The 18,733-nt window shown below is 45.0% G+C and carries 18 protein-coding genes; 7 read left to right on the top strand and 11 right to left on the bottom strand.

The features are described 5' to 3' along the window. Positions 1-116: 116 nt before the first annotated feature. The 8 genes from FS806_RS21510 to FS806_RS21475 all read right to left on the bottom strand — a co-directional run bounded on the left by FS806_RS21510 (position 117) and on the right by FS806_RS21475 (position 9,180). Positions 117-1,340, bottom strand: a complete 1,224-nt coding sequence (locus FS806_RS21510; protein ID WP_005827616.1) for a tyrosine-type recombinase/integrase — start codon at positions 1,338-1,340, stop codon at positions 117-119. Continuing rightward, positions 1,340-1,564 (bottom strand): hypothetical protein, encoded by a 225-nt coding sequence (locus FS806_RS21505; protein ID WP_005827614.1) that lies wholly within the window; start codon positions 1,562-1,564, stop codon positions 1,340-1,342. The genes FS806_RS21510 and FS806_RS21505 overlap by 1 nt, the downstream gene beginning before the upstream one ends. Before the next feature lie 169 nt (positions 1,565-1,733). After that, positions 1,734-1,919: a helix-turn-helix domain-containing protein gene (locus tag FS806_RS21500; protein WP_005827612.1), complete on the bottom strand. Its 186-nt coding sequence runs from the start codon at positions 1,917-1,919 to the stop codon at positions 1,734-1,736. A gap of 792 nt (positions 1,920-2,711) precedes the next feature. Then, positions 2,712-5,120, bottom strand: a complete 2,409-nt coding sequence (locus tag FS806_RS21495) for a DNA primase family protein (RefSeq protein ID WP_005827610.1) — start codon at positions 5,118-5,120, stop codon at positions 2,712-2,714. After that, positions 5,113-5,319 carry a helix-turn-helix domain-containing protein gene (locus FS806_RS21490; protein ID WP_005827609.1) on the bottom strand — a complete coding sequence of 69 codons (207 nt, stop codon included), beginning with the start codon at positions 5,317-5,319 and terminating at the stop codon, positions 5,113-5,115. Before FS806_RS21490 ends, FS806_RS21495 begins: the two co-directional genes overlap by 8 nt. 77 nt (positions 5,320-5,396) lie before the next feature. Further along, positions 5,397-6,353 (bottom strand): hypothetical protein, encoded by a 957-nt coding sequence (locus FS806_RS21485; protein ID WP_144940711.1) that lies wholly within the window; start codon positions 6,351-6,353, stop codon positions 5,397-5,399. 57 nt (positions 6,354-6,410) lie between these two features. Beyond that, entirely contained in the window at positions 6,411-8,021 is a 1,611-nt protein-coding gene (locus FS806_RS21480) for a hypothetical protein (RefSeq protein ID WP_005827605.1), read from the bottom strand. Between the two features lie 25 nt (positions 8,022-8,046). Further along, on the bottom strand, positions 8,047-9,180 hold the full coding sequence (locus FS806_RS21475; RefSeq protein ID WP_005827603.1) for a hypothetical protein: 1,134 nt from the start codon (positions 9,178-9,180) through the stop codon (positions 8,047-8,049). 369 nt (positions 9,181-9,549) lie between these two features. Here FS806_RS21475 and FS806_RS21470 point away from each other — a divergent pair, with 369 nt between their 5' ends. From FS806_RS21470 to FS806_RS21450, 5 genes are all read left to right on the top strand, one after another. Continuing rightward, positions 9,550-9,771, top strand: a complete 222-nt coding sequence (locus FS806_RS21470) for a hypothetical protein (protein ID WP_241764804.1) — start codon at positions 9,550-9,552, stop codon at positions 9,769-9,771. A 374-nt stretch (positions 9,772-10,145) separates the two neighbouring features. Further along, positions 10,146-11,018, top strand: a complete 873-nt coding sequence (locus FS806_RS21465) for an Abi family protein (RefSeq protein WP_144940708.1) — start codon at positions 10,146-10,148, stop codon at positions 11,016-11,018. Between the two features lie 416 nt (positions 11,019-11,434). Continuing rightward, entirely contained in the window at positions 11,435-12,139 is a 705-nt protein-coding gene (locus FS806_RS21460; protein ID WP_144940706.1) for a toll/interleukin-1 receptor domain-containing protein, read from the top strand. Between the two features lie 143 nt (positions 12,140-12,282). Then, positions 12,283-12,510, top strand: a complete 228-nt coding sequence (locus FS806_RS21455) for a hypothetical protein (protein ID WP_144940704.1) — start codon at positions 12,283-12,285, stop codon at positions 12,508-12,510. Continuing rightward, positions 12,507-12,836 (top strand): DUF6809 family protein, encoded by a 330-nt coding sequence (locus FS806_RS21450; RefSeq protein ID WP_144940702.1) that lies wholly within the window; start codon positions 12,507-12,509, stop codon positions 12,834-12,836. The genes FS806_RS21455 and FS806_RS21450 overlap by 4 nt, the downstream gene beginning before the upstream one ends. Before the next feature lie 34 nt (positions 12,837-12,870). On the opposite strand, the gene FS806_RS21445 is transcribed toward FS806_RS21450, so the two are convergent. Further along, positions 12,871-13,215 carry a helix-turn-helix domain-containing protein gene (locus tag FS806_RS21445; protein ID WP_144940700.1) on the bottom strand — a complete coding sequence of 115 codons (345 nt, stop codon included), beginning with the start codon at positions 13,213-13,215 and terminating at the stop codon, positions 12,871-12,873. Between the two features lie 200 nt (positions 13,216-13,415). On the opposite strand from FS806_RS21445, the gene FS806_RS21440 reads away from it, so the two are divergent. Both FS806_RS21440 and FS806_RS21435 read left to right on the top strand, forming a co-directional pair. Further along, positions 13,416-14,621, top strand: a complete 1,206-nt coding sequence (locus tag FS806_RS21440) for a copper amine oxidase N-terminal domain-containing protein (RefSeq protein ID WP_144940698.1) — start codon at positions 13,416-13,418, stop codon at positions 14,619-14,621. A gap of 187 nt (positions 14,622-14,808) precedes the next feature. Beyond that, positions 14,809-15,804 (top strand): hypothetical protein, encoded by a 996-nt coding sequence (locus FS806_RS21435; protein WP_144940696.1) that lies wholly within the window; start codon positions 14,809-14,811, stop codon positions 15,802-15,804. 1,565 nt (positions 15,805-17,369) lie between these two features. On the opposite strand, the gene FS806_RS21425 is transcribed toward FS806_RS21435, so the two are convergent. Together FS806_RS21425 and FS806_RS26360 are read right to left on the bottom strand one after the other, a co-directional pair. Next, positions 17,370-18,407, bottom strand: coding sequence for a transposase (locus tag FS806_RS21425; protein WP_144940693.1), 1,038 nt, complete (start codon positions 18,405-18,407; stop codon positions 17,370-17,372). Between the two features lie 72 nt (positions 18,408-18,479). Next, positions 18,480-18,733, bottom strand: a 254-nt coding sequence (locus FS806_RS26360; RefSeq protein ID WP_222126743.1) for a hypothetical protein, incomplete at its 5' end; no start/stop codon positions are given.

The following is an 18,733-nucleotide window of genomic DNA, read 5'->3' as shown; positions in this document are numbered from 1 at the left end:
CAAAATTAGTGTAACAGAGGTGTTTTTGATGTGTTGCCGTAAAGTTGCCGCAAAACTGCATGCTATGGTGAACTAACAGAACATAAAAGAATAGAAAAAGACGCTGGGAGGAAACATTATCCCAACGTCTTTTTGTCTGCTTGCTTCGCGTCCAAAGTGAAAAGATTTTCGAATTTATCGGCAGCGGCTTGATCGGCGGAACGGAGAGCATGCCCGTAAATGTTCATTGTGGTTGTGATGCTGCCATGTCCAAGCCGTTCAGAAATAACCTTAGCATGGACGCCTTGGTTTATAAGCATTGTTGCTGATGTATGGCGCAAATCATGGAAGCGGATATACCGAAAGCCGTTCTTCTTAATGAATTGCCGAAACCACAGGTAAGGACGTTCGTGATGAAAAGCTCTGCCGTCCGCATGAGCAAATACGAAAAACTGTTTACCGCCCTGCCATGCATCTCCGATCTTGTCCCGCTCCTTAACCCGGTAAGAATAATATTCCCTTAGTTCCTCAAGTACCGAAGGAGGCAGCGCAACTTTTCGTTTGGAATTCTTCGTCTTTGGCTCCTTTACGATGACTTCCCCTTTAAGAGAAATAGCAACGCTTTGCTGTACATCAATAACGCCAGTTTTCCAATCAATGTGTTTCCACTCCAACCCAAGCAGTTCGCCGCGACGCATTCCTGTGGTAAGAGCGAGCGTTATCATCATTCGCCAGTGGTACGGTTCCTTCTGAAGAGCTTGTAACATGGTTCTTACCTCGGCATCATCATAAGGGATAATTTCCTTATGCGCTACTTTAGGTTTCTTCACTTCCGCTGCTGGATTTTCCTTGATGACTTTCCATTCGACGGCGCGGGAGAAGATGTTTTTTAATACCCTGTGATTCATTTGGATTGTTCCAGACGATAATGCGCCAGCCTTATCGTCTTTCCGGTTCCCCACCTTCCCCAACGATTCAAGAAAATCGACAATGTGTAGAGGTTTTATTTGATCGAGTTGCAACCCCCCGAATGCTGGTAGGATGTGAGAATTCAAATTTACCATGTATGAGTAAAGAGTTTTCCGCTCAAGATGGTTGACTGCATACTTCTCCTTCCAAAGTTCCACGAACTGGTTAAACGTTAGCTTGGCTGGCGCTATGTAGTGCCCAGCCTCGACTTCCTCTTTGAATTTGAGCCATTCTTGCTCCAAGTACATTTCCAGACGCTTTGGCGCTCGTAAAATGCGTTCGTCTTCGACCGTAACGGTTTTAGTGCGCCGAGTGTATTTGCCGTTCGCACCTCGTCCAAGGCTTACGGTAAGTTCCCATGAGTTATTGCCACGTTGACGATAGTTTGCCATTATGCTTCACTCCTATTTTCTTCGAATAATGAAATAATGCTATCTCGCTCCTGCCGCAAAGTTTCAATGTGGGTCATAACGATTTCCCGGTCTCTGGCAGTCATGTACCGTCTGTTTAAGATTAGTTCCTTCGCCAGCGAAACATGTTCCTTGGTGATTTTGGCAAGCCGTTCGCCAAATTCGGAGTTGCTGGCAATCCAAAGGGCTTTTTTACTGTAATTCATCTTCTATTACCTCCTAGCGTAATACCGATGGAAGATCATGAAATTGGTTGTAACTTCGAACTGTCCGAAAAAGGACTTAATACACAAGCGGCAAGCGTACTAATCCGCTTGCCGCTTGTGGGCGTCATATACGTTTTGAAAGTGGGGGTTGAAGCAAACGTAGAACTTTTTATGCCTGTTTCAACTCTGGCAATTCGCCAGCCAGCCACTTTTCAAGAGTTGGTCGGTAAAGTAAAATTCTACTCCTTGCTTTTGTGTGCGGTAGTTGCCCAGCCGCACACATATTGTAAATCGTCGTAGTGGATAAACCTGTCAGTTTTGCGGCTTCTTTTACCGTTAAAGTGACTTTTTCCATTTCATTACCTCCTTTCGGTATTACGCTATTACCCAGCGTGAATCATGCTTTTCCTTGATTAATTGTTTTCTGAATTGTATCCACCTGATAACGAAACGCCCGTGATAAACAGGTTTCCGAACGAATGAATTCTTTCCGAAGCCTAAGATAAGTGGAAGAATGCATCCCTTTAGGGCGTGAAACGAACCAGTTTACCGAATCTACCAGCCCTTTTGAAAATAGCCTGCGCTTAATTCTGCGGCTATGAATAAGTAATTGCATTAGATCATTACGAGACATCCGACAACTCATATAGGTTAAGTTGTGGCAATGACGGCAGCGTAATATACTTTTCACCAAAAAGAGTTTCTCCACACGGCGCTTACACATAGGATTCGGACAAATAAACCAAGGTCTCGTTCCGCCATAGTTGCAATCTGTTTGGGTCAAACGAACAGTAACAGCACTAATTGTATTGCCCGTAATGATAATTGACCCGTTCCGAACTAATAGCGTTATGGTTGCCAGCGGGAGCTGCTTTTTTAACCAAGCCCATTGAAAGTGGTTGCCTTCGGAAAGTAGTTTGGACTTGTTAAGATCAGTTACGCTTAATGCCAAGTGGTTGTCGGCTATGGGTTTTGGATAAAGTCGTCTCATGGAATCATCACCTCTATCTTCCTAAATCAATAAGGAGTTTTTTCGTTATACTGACAAAACTGACTGGAAATCTATTAACCATTGCATGAGAAAAAAAGAAATATTTTCATGTTCCAAGGATAATAAAGTCAGTTTTGTCAGCCATGCTCACTGGCATTAACGGGCAACCAGCGGTTTAACTTCAATTCCTCTTAATCCGCGACTTCCGTTTTTCCCAATCCGTTTGTCGTCAAAGCCTCGTTCTCTAAGGCGCTTCGTGAATTCGCGTTGGGAGAGAACGTATTCTCCTGCCTCGCTAGCCCATTGCCTGTAGTTGTCATACAAAACAGCAATGGTAGTTTCTTTGTTCGAGCCTATATCGCACCGTTCTGAAACGAAATTTGCCATTATATCCATCTCACTTCGATACTTATCAGTAGCTTCTTGAACTACTAGGGGAGGATTTAACCCTTCCGCTTGCCATTTGAGGCAACCTTGAATTGCCCAAAGCAAGATACCCGGCAGTTCATTACGAAGCTTCATGCCAAGCTGAGTGTCAATTTCGTTGTCCGGGATTCGGACTTGAAATGGGATAAGGCGGACTCTTCTCCATATACCTTCATCGCTTCCTCGAATGTTCGGTAAATGGTTGGTGGCTAAGAATAACTTGAACAGTGGCGTAAACTCGAAATATTCCCGGAAAAGAAATCTTGCCGTTATCTTGTCGCCGCCTGTCAGTTGTTTTATTAGGGGTTCGTCCAACCTTTTTCCCTCATCCGTTTCCGAAGCGCAAACAAATCTGATTCCGATTAACCTAGCGATATCGTTATTGATGCCCGTTTTATTTTTGGACATCAAGGTTTCAGAAGGTGTTTGCTGTGCATAATCTCCCAGTAAATCTTGTACGGTGGTCAGGAGTGTGCTTTTGCCATTACGCCCGGTTCCGTTCAAGAGAAATAAAACTTGTTCGGTTGTAACTCCAGTGAGACTATAGCCAATAGCCCTTTGGATAAAATCTATCAATTCATGATTGCCGTCCATGATTTTGTGAATGAACTGCGACCAGTTTGGGCATTGTGCTTCGGGAACGTAATTGACAGGGGCAACCTTCGTCATTAAATAACTTGAATCGTGAGGTGTCAGCTTGCCTGTCTTCAAGTCTATGACACCATTCAGCACGTTCAGTTTCCAAGGGTCTGCATCCAACTCAGCCGGGATAATGGGAATATCTTTTTCGGCTTGAGCGAGCTTCAGAAAGGCTCTAATTTTTGATTCACTTTCAGACTTGAAGGCGAATTTACTGATCTTAACCCGCTCCTGCTCGTCTTCTGTAAAGTCACATTCGTTATAAATGGAGCGGATAGTTTCTTTCGCCAATTGTATGATTTGCTCGGTATCGTCTTCCCGCCATGTCACGCCATTCCAAATCATCCATTTACGGTTACTCGCATTGAAACGAATTATCCCATTATGTTGCTGGCAGAAACGCTCGGCGTTTCCCCAATCCGTGAGAGGGTGGCTTCGCTTCATTCCTAGTACAATAGGCGATTTAATGCGTCCATTGTATGGGCAGTTTAAGCAAATGGAATCTCCGCATTTTTCCTGAATCGCGGCGCATGTCATGGGCTTGCCAATTCCATTACTTCCAAGTGCGCGGCTTATCTTGGCATTCGTTTCCTGCTCATTATAGTTCGGATAGGCACGGCTTAAAGTATGAATAAGCTCGATACCGTTTTCCGCTTTTGCCAGTACGTTTATCATGGCAAACCATTTTGGCTCCGATAACGTTGCCGCCTCGTCTTGGCAATGCCGTAAGAAGGCGCATTTTTCTAATATTTGTTCCGCGTTTGAAGGCGGGTATCGGCTTTCGCCAGTTTGAACGTTATCGGATGAAGTGAGGGTTTGGCTATTTTGCACAATAAATTCACGGATGTCGTCAACTGAATATCTCGTTCCGCTGTCTGATACCATATTAACTTCCCTCAGTGCAAGCGGGTTCTTATAGTTGATGGTTCCGGGAACTCTTAGCACTCGTGCCAAGTCGGATGTATTATCTAAAGACCAGCCCTTTTGAAAACCAAAATGCCTGATAACATTTTGGAAATCTCTGACCAGTTCGGACAACTCACTAGATTCCTTGGAGTTTATGATTTTAATTCCATTCGTAAACAACCAGTACACATGGTAACCTCCGCCGCTATGAACAATAATGGATGGTTCAAGCGGTAGGGAGCTTATAAAGAGTTCGGCTTCTTCGAAAGAGGGGAGGGCAGACTCTTTGTGTGTACCTTCAGAACAATCAATGTCCATCCATACCCCCGGAATATAGCAAATGTCCGAAGTTCTTCCTCGATCGGTATTGGATTTCTTAACCTTCCGAAGCCCAATGCCGTAATATACATCGTGTTTTGTTTGAACCAAGTGCTTGATCTCCGGCAAAGCTTCATAAGTTTTGGAAGCGGGATACCACAACGAGCTTTTCCTTTGTTTCTCCCAAATGTTAAGCCAACCGTTTTCGGCATTACCATATAGGAGACTAAAGAAGCGGGTCATTTGCTGTTCGTTCATTTGAACAGGTTTATTCATGACTGTTCCGCCTCCATCCCCCGGACAAAGCTTGTCCGCCATTTTGAATCCAACTATTCAGTTGTTCTTGGTCAACACGAATTTGTCTGCCAATTCGAACAGTAGGGAGCAGCCCGTCCCGCGCAATTGCGTAAGAACGTTCCTTGGAAATCCCTAAAATTTTTGCAACCTCAGGCATCGTCAGCAAAGTTCTTTCCATGTCAAAACACCTCCAATGAATTTGTTTTCATTCTGTCACATTGGAGGTTGGAAACATCGGAAGTTCGCCGGGCAACTTTATTTCCGAAGTTTTTTCGTTTTGCTTGGACGACCGCCGCGGTCGGGTCGTAATGTTAAACCTACCAAAGAAGCTGTATCTTTAATGGCTTTGTAAATGGTATCAGGATTAAAACTGTCTTTATGTGAATTCTCTTCGGATTGTTCAGTATAGATAACGGCAAGTTCACTGCAACTTTTCCTGCAAACTTGGTATTCCGCTAGCCACTTATAGTGAAGATTTTCCTTTTTCAATTTTTCAGCCTTATAGCCGTTTGCTTCTAAAAATGCTTCGGTTCTTTGTCTATAAGCCCGTTTATAGTTGTCAAACATTTGATTAAGCAAAGCGTTGAATTCTGCCCATGTTTCCTCCGCCGGATTCCACGCCAATGTGTGCTTATTCTCACCAGTAATAGGGCTTTCGTAGCTTTCCGCTTTGTTGATAATATCCCAGTACCGTCGGTCATTACGCCCCTTGATTCTGAGCTTTTCTAATACCTGGGTTTGCAGGAGCGGGTTAAACATAAACGGAAATTTGCTTCCGAAGTCGCTTATGGTCTCATGTTCTTCGTAGGTCACACCGTCAGATAAACGAGTAGTAACTTTACCCGTTTCCTCATATTCTTCAAGGTCGAATTCGCACACATCTTCCAAGAAGTGAAGAGCGAAATGGATAAACAACCTATTGCTTTCCAAACGGTATTTTTCTGCCCAACTCTCCAGATTCTTACGCAATACGAGCGATTTGCTTGTTTTGATTTCATCTTCCGGCGAATCAACGATTAACTGAACAATATCGCCCGGTAGGTTACCATTCGGGTTTATAACCTTTATTGTTTCGATATATAGCGGCAGTAGCGCTAATAAATCACTTTTTACTACCGGGGCGGCTTCCTCAACAGTATTGAGGAAATGGGTGTAGTGCGTAATTGACCACCTATCATTAACCTGCGCTTTACTTGAAAGATTAATTGTCATATCTCATCCCTTCTTAAACAAAAGAGAAGCCCTGTGCGGTGCTTCTCCACTGTATCTTTATATTATTGCCCAATCAGGCATTTCAATTTGATGAATTCTACAAGCCCGGCGAATTAAGCTTTTGTATCGAGAATAGTCGCCCCACTTGTCATGAATGATTGGTTGAAGCTTATCGTTGTTGGTCTCGTAGTATTGCAAATGGCTCATCAACTCGTCAAATGTCATTTCACCAACATCCTTGTTCTGAAGGCAACTATCGCAATAAAACCAGCCATTCAACCAGTTGTCATTATCGTTTAAGTCCAAATAATAGTTGCAACCACCATCACATAAGTGAGCCGTATAAGGTTCCAATCTCAATGAGCTTGATTGAAAGTATGGCGACAAAATATCAAGCCAATAATCCCGCTCCCATTCAAAATCAAATATCCAGTCAAAATATTCATGGAAGGGATGAGGTCTTTTGCACCAGTTTTCAGCCAAAATTGAACCTTCTTTTTCCCTGACATCGTTTAAGTAATCATTTATTATTTTAGGTGAATCAGCATCGTCGTAATCATAGTAGCAGTACAATGCATAATACGTTTCGCGTTGTGGTCTCCATTTCAATATTTGCTTTTGAATTTCTCTAAGCTTTAATGTGTATTGATAAATTTCGGAAGCAAATATCCCATCGTCACCTTCTGTAAGTATATAATCTTTGTAAGCCCAAATGATTTCGTCCAATTCATCGATCAAATCATCAGCTTCCCATTGAGCGTATGCATTAGAATCCTTGGTTTTTTCTTGAAGTAACTTTACCCAATTTTCAGTCCAATAAATATATTCTTGGCGAATGGACGAATAATCAAAATAATAAGGGTGGTCATCGTCAAACTGGCTAAATTGTTGAGCATTTGCTTCATGATAAATTTCATGGCATTTATCTCCGCAGAAATAGTCTCCACGATGGTTTATCAAGTAATGTTCATCAACCGGATCAGCGCAGTGTCTACATAAAATGATTTTTTCCTTGTCCATACAATTTAGAGCGCCCATCAAACCTTTTAGCTTTTGTACTTCCTTATCAAGCAGAAATAACATTCGATGAATTTCGATGTCAACATAACTATGATCTTTATGCGGTGACCGAAAATCATCGTACTGAATATCGCTTATATATACATCAATTTCTTTGGTCAGTGTCTCTAATTCCTGATAGTTATTTGGCTCCTGATTATATGAATGTTTCCTGCATTCAGGCAACCAATGGGCAAACCTGTTGAACAAGGAATGATAAGTATCTAAATTGTTTTCGTATGGGTCAGAATAATAGCGGCATTTTTCAGCGCAATCCCATCCGCAATAACGATTGCGGTCAATGTCAATTACATAGACATCTTCAATGCTCTTAAAACAATAGGAGCAACGCTCCGGGCTTAATTGCACTTCTGTGTAATGACCGTTAATTTTTAGCCAGCCTTCTTTGACAAACTTCGGAAGGCAGTATCTTGCCAAGTAGGTTTCGCTAGTTAATCGGTTACTTGCCTTTCTTAGACTATTTGCTAGTTCAGGGTCTTCATTTTCTAAAGATTGGAGAATATCAGAAAAACTTGAAACACGGTTATTTGCAAAGAAATTTCTAAGAAAGGCATTTAGATTTTTATGTTCATGTTTGTTTAGTGGCATTTACAAATTCCTCCTTTCGGACAATCTATTCTTTGGAATTGATAATCACCAGAATCTTTTGATTTGCATTTTGTGCTTTTACTGCTGCATCCCTTATTTGATATGCCGCATTCACTCTGATTTGATTATCATCGGAGTTGTTCTTGATTATTTGCCATTGGTACACATCAAGCGCAGCTTCTACGAAATCAGTAACTAACCGCCCAAGGGTTTTATCTTTACTAGACCAATGAGGGGATGCTTTTTCTAAATCTAGTTCAACCTGATTAAAATCAATATCTGAAAAAACAGCAGTTATTTTCTCGGTATTTGAAGAATCGTCACTTATGACCCCAAGCAATGTCTTATAACGATTGAAAAAATCATTCCTTAACGCGATCAATTCATCACGGGTAGCATATTTCACCATCACTTTTTGTTGCTCGTTTGATTTAGTTTTCGGGGTCTTATTATTCTGAGTTTGTTGCTTTGGTTGTTCTGCTACCTCTGGTTTTTCAGGCTGTTTTGGATTTTTGGCAGCGACATAGTTGCTATAATATTTGCTGATTAACTCCTTGTCAGTTGCGCTGGCTCGACCATTATATTGCATCGAGAATCCCTGAATGATTTTGTCCTTTGTAAAGACGTTTAGTTCGTAGGCTTCATTAAAGTATGAGTAAGCCAAATATCCATCTTTTGTTTGAAATGATTTTCCCGGAGTGCCAAGTATGGAAGTTATTTTAGATTCGTCATCTCCGACATTCAAGCCAAGACTAAGCCCTTTACCTGGCGAATCGGTAAAAATATATGTAAGGTCACCGTTGTCACTAAAGATGAGTTTTTGTCCATTGGTTGTGATTGTGTATTCAGCGAAACTATTGTCTATTTGGGCATCATTAGGCAGTTTATCCACTAATGAAGAAAAGGATGAACCCACCGTCCAGCCATCAATTAACAGTTCATCAGGCAGTTTAATATCATTTTTCTTGTTCTCTTCGATTGCGATAGTAGCAGTTGCATTTGATTGGGCTTCTGAAGGTGCTGGTTTATTGTTTTGTTCTGCCGATTGTGACCGTTGGATTTCATTCGTAGCCGAATTAATATTCGCTGGCGTATCAGCTTTGCAGCCTGTTAAAATAACTGAAACAATCCCCACTCCAATGAGACACTTATACTTCATACATTTCATCTCCCATTATTTATGATTGTTATGACCGGGCGAAAAACGCTGATTTGCTCCATGTAACACCCGCTTCCATATTGAAGTTCCCGGCATTCTTAAGATACACAGGCTTTTGATAAAATTCTAAGGAACCGTAGGGAATATTAACCATTTCAATGGTACTATTGATATCCTTTTTAAGTCAAAAGGAAATCAGTAGTTCCTTAATAGTTTATCGCACCTCAGGTAAGCTTTTTTTGAGGTGGTATATGTGACGGAAATAGCCAAGCTGCTTGGAGAGCGGATTCGGAATATTAGAAAGGAAAAAGGGTTAAGTCAGGAGCAATTAGGTGAAATGGGGGATTAAGTGAAAAATATATTGGACAAGTGGAGCGGGGAGTAAAGAATCTTTCCATTGATAGCCTGTATAAAGTTGCTCATGGCTTGAATCTGACGTTGGAGGAACTATTTCGTTCATTAGACCCGATTATCAGGGAGGATGATTTGGGGGAACTTCTGAAGCTTTTGAACAAACGTCCAAAAATCGATCATACGATGATTTTGAAGGTTGCCAAAGTGATATTCGAGCAGCGGGAGTGGGGGAAGTAACGAATATGGGCATTGCCGTAATTGCCGTAAAACTGCCGCAAAAATTAATGATAAAATACGGTAAATCAAGAGAATATAACAGAAGCGATCACGAAAAACCTTAATTCTATGCGGTTTTGGGCTACTATAACAGAAGGGGGAAAAATGAGGTAGGTTCCCGCATACGGTTCATGTTGAATGCTGTGTGTCGCTCGTACGGAAACAATCAATATAGCCGCATTTACCGATAATGAACTGATTCAATAATGACGTGAATGGCTTGCTTTTTCGTTGACATTATTTCGCAACTCTTGTATGATAAAGTCAATAGTTCCCACCACGCCTCTTAACAATGCGTACCAAGGTGGGCCTTCTTGTTTTTATGGAGGAATTTTATGTATTCCAATAATATACCTTCCATTAAGAGGCCTACTACATTTGAAGAGCAAGTCGAAATATTAAAGAGCCGCGGGCTCGTCATATCCGATGTTGATTCTGCTATTCGTACGTTGCAACGAATCAACTATTATCGGTTAAGCGCATATACACTCAGTCTAAAGAAAAATGATCAATTTCTTCCTGATATTACTTTTGAACATGTTGTCGCTTTATATGAATTTGATCGCCGTTTTCGTTATTTGATTATGGAGATGGTTGAGCAAGTTGAGATCGCTTTCAGGACCCATATTTCATATCATATTGCCCACACTTACGGTCCTCTTGGTCATTTGAATCCTCAACATTTTGATAATCATGATGCGTTTCTAGCTGAGCTTGAAAAGGAACTCAAGCGTTCCCAAGAACTATTCATTAAGCATCATTATGAAAAGTATGAGGGAAAAATACCAGTTTGGGTGGCTATTGAAGTTCTTTCGTTTGGAGCGCTTTCGAAGTTATTTTCCAATATGAAAAATGATGATAAGAATCAAATTGCCAAAAGAAATTACCGCGCTCCAGCCATATATCTTGAAAGTTGGCTTAAATGTATGTCCTACATTCGAAATATATGTGCCCATTACGGCCGTCTTTATAATCGTCCATTAACAAGCAAACCTAGGCTTGACCGAAAATCAAAGCAACTTGGGATTGATCAGGGTAAAATTTTTGCTCATCTATATGTTTTAAAGGATCTTATTCCTGACCGAGACAAGTGGCTTAATTTTATCATTCGATTAGAAGCGTTGTTGTCCGAGTATAGCGAAGTAGTGGAGTTGGATCGGATTGGATTCCCGGAGGATTGGGAGGCTGTTCTGATGATGGGGAGATAGCATGAATCAAGGTGGCGTTACAAAGTTGATTTTTCGGATGAGATAATCTCTACATAACACATGTGGAGTGCTGTGTTTTGCTCATTCGTAAGTAAATCTCAAAGCCGCATTTACCTATTGTCAAAGTCCGTGTGTTCTTCCTTTTATTATTATGGAAACCTATGCGAGTCAAACTGGACATGTGGAGTCGGTAATTTTGTTGGTTCGTAAAGCTTGAGATGTGACAGTACTGCTCAAATTTCAATTCTAAATGGTCTTAGTTGCCTTAAAGCCTAATCCTTTTGAGGAAAGGGCTTTTTGTTTTGAAAGACTGATTGAGACATATTGTATTTTAAAGCATAGGTAATGTATCCTATAAATGAGAGTTAGGCCCAAACGAATGTTAGGACCTTTTATTCTATTAAGGAGGTTGGAACATGGCTAGATGCACAGCTCCTGTAAAGGGACATAGAACAGCAAGTGCCGCAGCCAATTGTCCAGCATGTGGTGGGCGTTATGGCCGCTATGGTAGTTTTGGGAGCTACGGATCGTACTCTACCCCGACTTACTCCCCGTCCATGAGTAGCGGGGGTGGAGGAAGCAGAGGTGGAAATTCTACTCGTAGTATTAAGCCGCGCTGGTCGAGAGCAGGTTCGTCCGTTTGGTACACGCCGGAACAAGTTCGAGCACTAATACCAATCCGCAACAACGTCGAAAGCCTAGCAACGCAGACTGATCTTCGGGACGTTTTCCTATGCCATGCGTGGGACGACAGGCAGGGGGCTGCCAAAGAGCTACACGATTTACTTGAGGCACATGGTGTCTCTGTTTGGTTCAGTGAAAAGGATGTTGCTCTTGGCGTGCCGTTGCTTCGTGCCATCGATAAGGGTTTGGCGAATTCACGAGTTGGAATCGTATTAGTGACCCCTGCGTTGTTACGCCGACTCCCAGCAGAAGGCATCGCAGATAAAGAACTTTCAGCACTTCTGGCTCGTGAACGACTCGTCCCGATTGTGCACGAAACTACGTTTGAAGCTCTCCGTGAAGTAAGTCCTTTGCTTGCATCGCGAAGCGGTTTGAGTACTGCAGAAGAGCCAATGGCAGACGTTGCTGCAAAGATCGCAGAGCTTGTCGCCCTGTAAATCATTGTTTGTCCAGTAGAATATGCTGTTCGGAAATAATATATCCGCCACAGCTCATTAACAGCTTATTAATGCAATCATAATCTTGAAATTACGCCAATTGGAAGCTAACATACAACAAACTTCCGAGGAGGCGTTTTTTCATGTCCAAGCCCATCCATCTGTACCTTCTGGATATCGCCCCCGCCACCGAACGTCATCTGCTTTCCCTCGCCCAGCGCCATCTCAAGCTGGTAATTGAAAGCGGCCACCGCCGGACTTCTCCTAAGCGCCGTGCGGAGATCGGCCAAGAAATCGAAGCTATTCGCGCCGAACGCGACTCCATAATCGCCCGCCTGCGCAAAGAGGCAGAAATGCGGGTGACATCGTGAAGAATGAACAGCTTTCCGGCGGAACCTCACCGATCCGCCCCTCCGTCGATGACTGGCTTCAGGGGGTATGGGAGCGGTTCTACGTCCAATATGCCGTCCCTGCCATGAAGCAACATCCCGAGGCCAGTGCCTTGTCTCAACTTCAGGCCAAGATCGAAGAACAGTTGAAAAATAGCCTGACAGCGGAGCATTACCAGCTCGTGCTCGATTGGGAAGACGTCAAGAACCGGTGGCATGCGCTGGAAGTGGAGCGCATGTATGAACTGGGGGTAAAAGTGGGGATCAGAATCCAGCAGGAATACGACCAATTTACGAAGTTGCCCTAAAATATCAGCCATGCCCGATCCTGCGGCATGGCTATCATTGTTTTACGTATTTCAACACTTCCATAAGAATGTTCTTCGCCATTTCCACGGTCTTTTCATCATGCTTGGCCAACGCAGCGACAATCTCTTGGATGTGCTGTTCGTTTGCGGGAAGGTTCTCATAACGGTGGGAATAGATGAAGAACTGGTGGACACCGACCTCTAGCGCGTCCGCGATCTTGCTCAAATTGATCAAGGAAATGTTCTTCTCGGCCCGTTCGACGCCGCCAATATAGGAGAACGTAAATCCGCATTTCTCGGCCAATGCGTGTTGCGACAAGCCCCGAGCCTTGCGAAGTTCACGGACACGCTTACCGACTTGTACCAGAATATCAGCCATCGCCTACACCTCACTCTTGAGTGTAGAGTGAAAACGGTGAAACGAATATGCTATAGTAAAAGTCATTTCAACATACTTGATACATATAATAGTTAATGGTATTCTGTTACCAGTAGAGTAGTTTAGGCTTAAAAATTGGTCTTTTCTCCCATTGTCATTTGCCTTTATAATAAGAGCGATTAGGTAATGGAGGTACGTTCATGGTAGTTCGAAAGAAGTTAGGCAGAGCAGTTCTCAGCGCAGTGATCGCGGGAAGCGTATGTTCAGGAGTACCCGCTCTCGCAGCGGAAAATGCTTCGGCAGCATCCGTCCAACAAGCCCAATTCGAAGAAGTCAATGTCACGATTGACGGGGTACTGCAAAAGTTCCCCCAATCCGCGATCCTCTACAAGGGAAGCACGATGGTTCCCATGCGCGGGGTATTCGAGGCACTCAAGGCGGAGGTCAAGTGGGACGGGGCGACGCAGACGGTTACCGCGACCAAAGGTGACACCACGATCAAGCTGACCATCGGTAACAACTACGCCTACGTCAACGATCAGAAGGTCGCCCTCACCGCCGAAGCCATTATCGTCAACGGTTCGACAATGGTTCCGCTTCGCTTCGTTGCAGAAGCCCTCGGCGCGAAGGTCGAGTGGGATGGCGCGACTAAGACCGCGATCATCTCCCAAGGTAGCGAGATCAAGCCCGGTTCGGGGGTAACCAACCCTGCCCAGAACCAAACCAACCCGGCGCAGAACCAACAAGATCCAGCACAATCGAGCAAGAAATATGTGTATAACGGCATCGACGCCACCGAGACCAAGGGTCGCCTGTACGGAACCGAGAACCAGAAGGAATACGACGCCGTACTCAAGATCGCCAAGGAAGCCCTTGCCGACCTCGACTCCATCCCAGTACCTCAAGGCATGATCGATGTTCTTTATAACGGTAAGTCTTTTTCTCCAAATCAGCGAGCTAAGACTATATATGAGGTAGAGTTGATGGGGGCTACGCAAGGGTATAAACCTTTGCTTGATGCTGGAATCTCCCCTGATACTATTGTAAAGGCGTACAAAATTGGGCAGATAGTGATTAAGTTGACGAATACCACCTCTATGGAAGTGGAAGAGGAATCACCGGGGGTATCCAGCGCTTACGACGCCCTCGTCGAAGGTCAAATCGACTGCGACTCCCTCGCCAACACCTACGCCCTTTTCTACGACTTGGCTGGCTTCGAAACCGGAATCGTCCGTAATGGGTTTCATGCCTTTGTAATAGTTAAGTATGAGGATCATTGGGTTCGTTCTGGAAAGGTTCTCGATCTTCCTTCTTACTTCAAAGAGCATAATTTTAGCTGGTACACCCGCCCCGATTCGATCAACTGGGATATCAATGATTTGGTCGACTGGAACTTCTGGGACTAATCCATCTTCCCATCTCAAGTCTCCGACAACCCCGTCGGAGACTTTTCTTTTCCCATCAGACTCCCCTTTCCCTTTTCGATAATAGAGCCAACATACGCTATACCAATCGATTTTCTTGTTAAAGGGGTTGTTTACTTTGTCTGGATCTCGTCGTCTCAATCACTGCTTGGTCAGGGGTACCACTTACATGCTCGACCCCCTTCCGAGCAAGCCCGGTTTCGACCAAAAGCCCTTCAAGAAGAACCATCCTGCCAGCTCACTTTCACGCATGGTCGAGGCGGCTCCGTCTAAGCAGGAGGACGTCTTCCCCAAGCAACCGAACATCGAAGTCGTCGGTTACTTCAGCAGGGGTACGTCGCACCTCCATTGTCTGGAGATCAACTCGCTCGGAACGTTCGACTCCACCTTCTCCGAGGAAGCCGAGTACCAATTTGGCTCGAATCATTACCGGGTAGACCATGTTCATCGTATGATTAAGGAAGGCGTCCATTTCACGGCGGTGTCACTGGATCAAATCCAACCCTTCCGGGGTACCAGCCTTTCCTTAAAGGAAGGCTTCTCCTACTGGGCGGACTACAGTATTCTTCTGAAGCTGTACAACGGAGAAAGTTGTCTGCACGGAGATAAACAGGACGAAAGAACACGGGTCTTTGACGACCGCCCCGCCTACGATCTCGGGGTACGTGATACCGGGTTCGGGGTCATGAAGTTGCCCGAGACCAACCCCAAGTTTCCCGTGAACGCCTTCCTTCGCGGCGAAGATCTCGTTCTGCATCTGTTCAGTGTTGCGGGGTTCTATCACCGGAAGGGGAAAGTGACAGACATCCGCTTCCCGGCACGGCCTGAAACGGGCTATTTTTGTGTGCTGGCTGTTGGCCGTCCGTCCTGCCCTCGTCTTCGCTCCCTCCCCTTACGGCCCCACAATCGCCCGTGGCTTCGTGCATCCGGCGCTGGCTGGGTTAGTAGCCTGCCCGGCTCACGGCGGGCTGACAGGGTCAAAGAATTGGGCGGCGACGTCGCGACGCGGCTCCCGGTCGTCCGTCCGGTGCTCCGGCCTGTCTCGCCGCTGGAATCGGCTGTGGGAGCCTGCATCCGGGGGGAGGCTGGGGGTTGGCCCGTCGGTGGGGGTAGTGGGGCTGACGGGGCGAAATTTGTGGCTTACTTCCATGAAATGGGAGGTTGAGGGGGAAAGTTGCACGGAAGGCAGGGGGAATAATGCACGTTCCGGGATGTTTCGGGACGCGAAAACCCTTGCCGCACGCGGGTTTTCGGGATTCGGGGCGGGGGGCTGATAAAAAGACCTATAAGAACCATAAGGAACGGGGTTCTTGCCTTCGGCAAGCCCCCCTTATGGAAAACCCAAAAAATAACTCCAAAGCCCAAAGGGGGCTAGCTGATTAGTCATTAAAGTCTTTTAAGTCTTAAAGGACTTAAAGTCATTAAGAGCATTTTTCATAGTTTGATACCATTTCTACTCATACCCTACCCATACTCACACAGACACAGTAACGCTAAACAGACCAAGTGGCGAAATTCCCGCCCCGCGCGCGAGTTGGGGGCCTGCGCCCTGACTTCGCCGCCTTCCGTGCCGACATGGGCTTTTTCCTCTGCACGTTGCTGATCCGGGTGAGCGCCGTCTTCGTACCGATTTTTGCGCCATTTTCGCCCCGAATCTGGGGTACTCGCAGCCGGACGCATCGCTTCGCTTCAGTGCGGCGGGGGTACTTTTTACCGCTAAAAATCCGCTTCCTTTTCGCCTCCATGCCGCCCTGTTGCCGCGTTCAAACCGGTACCCGTGTTCAGTTTCCGACCCGGTTCGGGGGTACCGCGTCCCCGCAGTTGCCATCCCGTTGCCACCGCGTTTCCGCTTCCTTGCCGCCTCCACGCCGCCTCAGTACCGGCTTTTCTTCGCCCATACCTTCTCCTTGCGCCGCTTTCCCTTCAAACGGATGCTGATCCGTTTCTTCCTTAATTATATATCCGCGACTTTCCCCTTCCGGCGCTTCGAATGCCCGTTATGTCTGCAAGATACGTTTCCTCCGTCCTCATGATGTGTTTTGCGTGTTCTCGGGGGTACTTTGCGCTTGTTTGCGCCGTATGCAGCGAAATCCCCGACCTTTTTCGCCGAATTGAAGGCGATAACCAGGAATGCCGTGCGTACTGCAGACTTCTTCGTGCGGATATTTTTTTTTCTACGACTGACCAATTAACATACAATACTTATTTTCTGTTTCCTTGAGGTACTTTGCAGGATTCCGTCTAAATCTTCTGCGCTTTGTTGTTTCTTCAAGGCGTCTAGCCCAACGTTGTCGTTCAGCGTGGAACACTTCGTAGCTAACGCTTTGGAGCCTATTCAACACATCGGTTTGCCGGAGAGCATCATCGACAAATACAACAAACTCACCGGACCGCATGATGTACTCGTTCCAGCTTCTGAGTCCCGTCATTCGTCGATGACGTGTCTTTGTCCGTCGGAAAAATCGCTCATGATCGTTATTTGTTCGAGGAACATGAGGGTGATCGTAACAAGTAAAGAGTCCTTTCCAGAATCCGTTGGTGTAACTCTTGAAGTTAGTGACCATTGGGCGGTCGTGCTCTTTGGTGTATGTTTGCTCCAACCATTGCATCAAACATCGCATGTGGAGTCGCACCGATTCACTCGTTTGGTCAATGTCTGGATTCAAGATGTTAGCGGCGTGATGCAGAGGACGTGACCAGCGTTTCACTTCTTCATAGAGTTGATGGAACTCATTCAGTTTGTTGAATATTCTGAAAACGTTCTGGAGCAGAGAGGGCCCCTTTTTTATCCAGGCAATTTTGAAGCGATGTCTGAATGGCCTGGGCGTTTTCGTAAATTCGCACTCCGGGTAAGTCTAACGGTGGATTACCGTCCTCCAGTAGTACAGAACGGATCGCCGCCAAATAGTCTTTCACTACTTCGTTTTCCGGCGATTCGTCTTTGTCTAATTTTCTTTCGATGTCGCGGATTCCGCGAAGACTTTTCTTAATGCCGGTTTTCAGCTTCCGGTCAAGCTCCACTACTGGCTTAGCGATGTCTTTTAAGTAGTGGTACTGACAATATTGGTACGGCACCTCTGGGAGCAGCGACTCCATTGCAAGACGTATAGATTGCTGTCCGTCCGTGACAATTCCAATGATACGGAAGCCAAGATCAATGACAGGCTGAATAAGTTCTTTCAGTTCTTCCGACGAGCTGCTCTTCACGCTTTTCGCGACAAGAATCGTCCCGCTAAACACTTCACGGATCACATAGAGCGTCTCGTTTCCTTTCTCGGGTTGAACGCCATCCATGGAGATCATAATTCCTCCGTGTTCTTCAGCAACTTGTTTGAGGACGGATTTCACATGGTCTGTGACGCTAGAGCGCAGTAAAGTGACGTACCGCTCGTACAATCTTTGTGAGTTTCGCTCAGAAGTAGCGACACCGCGTTCATTAAGTTCTTGGGTGATTTCTGCAATGGTCATGTGATGCTTAAACCGTAATTGCCCGACGAGAGCCAATACATCGAAGCCGTATGATGTATGTTTCATGCACAAGGAATCTGCTTCAGCTGATCTGTAGTATGTCTTAGGGTAGGCGCAGTTAGAGTTGGAGCAGACATATGCCATGCTCCATACTTGAATAACACCGGAAAGAGTCGCAATATTTTTCTTCCATGCTGTGTGGCTACGTTTCAATTTCGAACCACAATGGAGACAACGCTCAAGCTCAGGTCGATAGTATATTTTTCTCTCGGGAACAATTCGATTTTTAGGCAAAGGCATTAGAAAACCTCCGTCAAAGTATGTAAAAAATACTTCGACGAAGGTCATTGGAAATCCTTGTTAGTTAATTGGTCAGCCGTAGTTTTTTTTCGATCTATGTTTGAAGTAGCAGGGTGAGAGCGATTTTTGTCCATGCAATAATAAATGGTGGTTCCATTTAAGGCGATGACCCATGCGGGGGATAATGATACTTCCGTCCAGCCACAGCTCTGCTTTTAGGCAGATCACGCAATGGGGGCGGCTTTTGAAGGTAGCGTCAAGAAGTTTGTGTAAGCTGGTAGGGTTATCCATCGGGACGATGGATAAGAAATATTTTTTATGTTTAA

Source organism: Paenibacillus sp. 32O-W, from assembly GCF_007679495.1.
GTDB classification, from domain to species: domain Bacteria; phylum Bacillota; class Bacilli; order Paenibacillales; family NBRC-103111; genus Paenibacillus_L; species Paenibacillus_L residui.
The sequence above is the reverse complement of the archived record's forward strand: the minus strand, read 5'-3'. Positions and strand labels throughout refer to the sequence as shown.

What these genes read in the sequence shown, in the direction of transcription:
- FS806_RS21440 (WP_144940698.1), top strand. Translation starts at nt 13,416, where the DNA reads ATGGTAGTTCGAAAGAAGTTAGGCAGAGCAGTTCTCAGCGCAGTGATC.
- FS806_RS21455 (WP_144940704.1), top strand. Translation starts at nt 12,283, where the DNA reads ATGTCCAAGCCCATCCATCTGTACCTTCTGGATATCGCCCCCGCCACC.
- FS806_RS21505 (WP_005827614.1), bottom strand. Translation starts at nt 1,564, where the DNA reads ATGAATTACAGTAAAAAAGCCCTTTGGATTGCCAGCAACTCCGAATTT.
- FS806_RS21500 (WP_005827612.1), bottom strand. Translation starts at nt 1,919, where the DNA reads ATGGAAAAAGTCACTTTAACGGTAAAAGAAGCCGCAAAACTGACAGGT.
- FS806_RS21460 (WP_144940706.1), top strand. Translation starts at nt 11,435, where the DNA reads ATGGCTAGATGCACAGCTCCTGTAAAGGGACATAGAACAGCAAGTGCC.
- FS806_RS21475 (WP_005827603.1), bottom strand. Translation starts at nt 9,180, where the DNA reads ATGAAGTATAAGTGTCTCATTGGAGTGGGGATTGTTTCAGTTATTTTA.
- FS806_RS21485 (WP_144940711.1), bottom strand. Translation starts at nt 6,353, where the DNA reads ATGACAATTAATCTTTCAAGTAAAGCGCAGGTTAATGATAGGTGGTCA.
- FS806_RS21510 (WP_005827616.1), bottom strand. Translation starts at nt 1,340, where the DNA reads ATGGCAAACTATCGTCAACGTGGCAATAACTCATGGGAACTTACCGTA.
- FS806_RS21495 (WP_005827610.1), bottom strand. Translation starts at nt 5,120, where the DNA reads ATGAATAAACCTGTTCAAATGAACGAACAGCAAATGACCCGCTTCTTT.
- FS806_RS21480 (WP_005827605.1), bottom strand. Translation starts at nt 8,021, where the DNA reads ATGCCACTAAACAAACATGAACATAAAAATCTAAATGCCTTTCTTAGA.
- FS806_RS21425 (WP_144940693.1), bottom strand. Translation starts at nt 18,407, where the DNA reads ATGCCTTTGCCTAAAAATCGAATTGTTCCCGAGAGAAAAATATACTAT.
- FS806_RS21435 (WP_144940696.1), top strand. Translation starts at nt 14,809, where the DNA reads ATGCTCGACCCCCTTCCGAGCAAGCCCGGTTTCGACCAAAAGCCCTTC.
- FS806_RS21465 (WP_144940708.1), top strand. Translation starts at nt 10,146, where the DNA reads ATGTATTCCAATAATATACCTTCCATTAAGAGGCCTACTACATTTGAA.
- FS806_RS21490 (WP_005827609.1), bottom strand. Translation starts at nt 5,319, where the DNA reads ATGGAAAGAACTTTGCTGACGATGCCTGAGGTTGCAAAAATTTTAGGG.
- FS806_RS21445 (WP_144940700.1), bottom strand. Translation starts at nt 13,215, where the DNA reads ATGGCTGATATTCTGGTACAAGTCGGTAAGCGTGTCCGTGAACTTCGC.